This is a genomic window from Flavobacterium panici (assembly GCF_024499525.1).
GTDB classification, from domain to species: Bacteria; Bacteroidota; Bacteroidia; order Flavobacteriales; family Flavobacteriaceae; genus Flavobacterium; species Flavobacterium panici.
In genome coordinates this window covers 1,154,733-1,157,781 of the sequence record NZ_CP100437.1, presented here as the reverse complement: position 1 = coordinate 1,157,781, position 3,049 = coordinate 1,154,733, and the positions used below count along the sequence as shown (strand labels likewise).

At 33.3% G+C, this 3,049-nt stretch carries 3 protein-coding genes; all 3 read left to right on the top strand.

Annotated elements, in window-relative coordinates:
• The first annotated feature begins 43 nt into the window (after positions 1-43).
• The 3 genes from NLJ00_RS05280 to NLJ00_RS05270 all read left to right on the top strand — a co-directional run bounded on the left by NLJ00_RS05280 (position 44) and on the right by NLJ00_RS05270 (position 2,958).
• Positions 44-1,018: a PorP/SprF family type IX secretion system membrane protein gene (locus tag NLJ00_RS05280; protein WP_256636484.1), complete on the top strand. Its 975-nt coding sequence runs from the start codon at positions 44-46 to the stop codon at positions 1,016-1,018.
• Between the two features lie 165 nt (positions 1,019-1,183).
• Entirely contained in the window at positions 1,184-2,272 is a 1,089-nt protein-coding gene (locus NLJ00_RS05275; protein ID WP_256636483.1) for a sensor histidine kinase, read from the top strand.
• Positions 2,269-2,958 carry a LytR/AlgR family response regulator transcription factor gene (locus tag NLJ00_RS05270; protein WP_256636482.1) on the top strand — a complete coding sequence of 230 codons (690 nt, stop codon included), beginning with the start codon at positions 2,269-2,271 and terminating at the stop codon, positions 2,956-2,958. The genes NLJ00_RS05275 and NLJ00_RS05270 overlap by 4 nt, the downstream gene beginning before the upstream one ends.
• Positions 2,959-3,049: the final 91 nt, after the last annotated feature.

Below are 3,049 nucleotides of genomic sequence, written 5' to 3'. Positions count from 1 at the left end.
CAAAATATAGCCCCTTATGATGTTATCTAAAAAAATTATTACAATGAAAAAGTTTATTTTATCCTTAGTACTCATGGCTGTAACAACAAGTTACAGCCAAGAGTTAAACCTACCAGTTTTTACTCAGTATCTGGCTGATAATCCGTTTGTGCTTTCTCCTGCTTATGCAGGTATTGGTGACAACCTTAGAATTAGAGCAAATGGTTTAACACAATGGGTTGGAATTAAAGATGCACCTCAAAACCAGTCGCTTTACGCCGATTTTAGAATCCTGGATCGTTCTGGTGTGGGTATATCGCTTTATAACGATAAAAACGGATATACAAGACAAACAGGAGCCAAAGTATCCTTTGCGCACCACCTTATCTTAGACTATTACTCAAAACAGTATTTATCTTTTGGTATTTCATACAACTTCAATACATTTAGAATTGATACGGATGAATTCAATACCACGATAGAACATCCTGTTATAGATCCAACAGTTACAGACAATCGTTACAATGCAAACAACAACTTTGACATTAGTGCTTTGTACCGTAATAAAGATTTTTATATAAGTTTTAATGCCAACAACGTTTTAAAGAAAAATACAGATAAATATCGTGGAGTAGAACCAAACCTGCTTTCAAACTATCAGGTTTATACTGGTTATGTTTTTCGTGATGCTGAAAACAGCCGTATCGAATACGAACCATCTGTTTTCTATCAGTACTTTGCAAGTGATAAACGTTCAACAACCGATATTAACTTCAAGTACAGAAGATACAATCGTTACGAAGATTACTATTGGATTGGAGTTTCATACCGTTTCTTAAACGACCAGTTTCCAAAACCATTATCAGTTGGGCCAATGGCAGGTTTCATGAAATCTAAGTTTTACTTCGGATATTCATATCAGGTTATGTTCAACGATTTAGGAAATTACAATACAGGAACACACGTTGTAACAATCGGATTCGATTTCTTACAATCTATCAGTAACTGTCCTTGTACACAAAGTCCGGTACACGATTAATCGCCAAAAGACGATTATTTTAAAATAGGCTGAAAAGCCAAAAATTATAAAGCGAGTCGCAACATTATGTGTTTTTACCGCAATAATTTGAAATAAAGATGCAATAACATTAAATTTGAATATATCATTTTGGTTGTCAAAACGATATAAAATCAAATTTGATTCATGAAAGCAAAATTTTCACTTTATGCGAAACATATAATTCTGTGCCTCGCTTTTTTATTTATTCCGTATGCGTTCACGTCTACAAATACCGTTTTCTCCTTACCGCATTTGTACACAAACCCGCACGACCGCATTTACCTGTTTATCTATTTTACACTTCTTTGTTTCTTTTACTTTAATTATTATTATCTAATTCCCAGATTATACTTTTCAGAAAAAAAGCTTCTGTATTATTTCATAATAGCCATTTTCCTTTTGTTTTTTCTTTGGATATCTACCGTTTTAGACCATCCAAGCCGAAACTTTTTAGATTTTGAATACCATTCGGGAAAATTACCAATTCACCCCAAACCATTTGAAGGGAGATTCCCGCCGCCGCATAGAAACGAACCAATGTCTTTTGGATTCACTGGAGGTCCGCCAACACAATACGGACACACAACACTTGTTTATTTAATTGGCGTAGTTTCAAGTTTGCTTTTTGCAATTTCAGGAAGATTGCAAAGTGTTGAAAAAGAAAAAGTAAAATCAGAGTTGGCATTTTTGAAAGCCCAGATAAACCCGCATTTTTTATTCAATACACTAAACAGCATTTACGCTTTGGCTTTAAAAAAAGACGATAAAACGGCAGACGCTGTAGTCCAACTATCGGAGTTAATGCGATATATCATGACCAATTCAAACGATGAGGTTATTGAATTAAACAAGGAAATCAATTACATCAATAATTTCATTTCCCTTCAAAAAACACGATTAGGAAACACCGTAAACGTAGATTATAATGTAACCGGAAACACTTTTGGAAAAGTAATAACACCGCTCATCTTGATTTCATTTATTGAAAATGCCTTCAAATATGGAGTAAATCCAGATCAGACTTCCGAGATTTGTATCAAAATTGATATAGATGATGAAACACTAACTTTATACGTTTCTAATAAAAAGACATTTTCCATACAATCAGATTCAGGAATTGGACTTCACAATACAATCGAAAGATTGAAGTTAGTATATCCTAATAAACATCATTTAAAAATCGAAGATTCAGCAGAAAAATACATTGTAAACTTGAGCGTTAAAATACGATGATAAAAGCAATAGCATTAGATGACGAGCCATTGGCATTAGAAATTCTTCAGAGTTTATGTGACACAATTCATTACATAGAACTGAAGAAGACTTTCACGAAATCTGATGAAGCATTTAAATATCTTAAAAAGTATCCAGTCGATTTATTGTTTCTCGATATCAATATGCCGTCGATCTCCGGTTTAGACTTCTACAAAAAACTGCCACACAAAACAATGGTAATCTTTACAACAGCTTATTCTGAATTTGCCGTTGAAGGCTTTACGCTCAGCGCAACCGATTATCTGTTAAAACCAATTTCCCTTTCCCGATTTCAACAAGCGGCCGAAAAAGCTTTTTCAAAATGGAAACAGCAAAACCAAAACATCGAACAGCAGTATGTTTTTATTCGTGCCGATTATAGTTTGATTAAAATTCTGTTTTCGGATATTTTATATATCGAAGGTTTAGACGATTATTTAAAAATCCACATCCAAAACCAGAAAACAGTTGTGGCGCGAATGACCTTAAAAGCAATTCTCCAAAAATTGCCTGAAACCGAATTCATAAGAGTTCATCGTTCCTTTATTATTCCTATTTCTAAAATCTCTAAAATAAGAAATAAGATAATTTTCATCGGTCAAGCCGAAATTCCAATCAGCGTCAGTTATGAAGAAGCTTTTTCGAAACTTTTTGACCAAAAGTAACATACTTTTTTGGTTAAAGATTTTTACTACAAAAAATTAATATTCATTCGTTCACCTCATAAATTATAACCTTTACCTCAAACTTTTTACA